1 protein-coding gene is annotated in these 722 nt (G+C 40.3%); it reads left to right on the top strand.

What is annotated here, in order from left to right; genetic code table 11:
• On the top strand, positions 1-722 hold a 722-nt coding region (locus tag GR167_RS20480; protein ID WP_160975518.1), incomplete at both ends, for a DDE-type integrase/transposase/recombinase.

The raw sequence follows: 722 nt of genomic DNA, 5'->3' as shown, positions 1-722 counted from the left end.
ACCATACACTAAGATCGCAAAAGCAGCCAGTAAAGTAATAGAGCAGATAACAAAAAAGGCAGAAGCCTACATGGCATGGGTACCAGCACACAAAGGAATTGGAGGAAATGAACAAGTAGATAAATTGGTCAGTGCTGGAATCAGGAAAGTACTATTTTTAGATGGAATAGATAAGGCCCAAGAAGAACATGAGAAATATCACAGTAATTGGAGAGCAATGGCTAGTGATTTTAACCTACCACCTGTAGTAGCAAAAGAAATAGTAGCCAGCTGTGATAAATGTCAGCTAAAAGGGGAAGCCATGCATGGACAAGTAGACTGTAGCCCAGGAATATGGCAGCTAGATTGTACACATTTAGAAGGAAAAGTTATCTTGGTAGCAGTTCATGTAGCCAGTGGATATATAGAAGCAGAAGTAATTCCAGCAGAGACAGGGCAAGAAACAGCATACTTCCTCTTAAAATTAGCAGGAAGATGGCCAGTAAAAACAGTACATACAGACAATGGCAGCAATTTCACCAGTACTACAGTTAAGGCCGCCTGTTGGTGGGCGGGGATCAAGCAGGAATTTGGCATTCCCTACAATCCCCAAAGTCAAGGAGTAATAGAATCTATGAATAAAGAATTAAAGAAAATTATAGGACAGGTAAGAGATCAGGCTGAACATCTTAAGACAGCAGTACAAATGGCAGTATTCATCCACAATTTTAAAAGAAAAGGGG

The sequence above is a fragment of the Thalassovita mangrovi genome (assembly GCF_009857745.1).
Lineage (GTDB): Bacteria > Pseudomonadota > Alphaproteobacteria > Rhodobacterales > Rhodobacteraceae > Thalassobius > Thalassobius mangrovi.
This window is presented reverse-complemented; position numbering and strand designations above follow the sequence as displayed.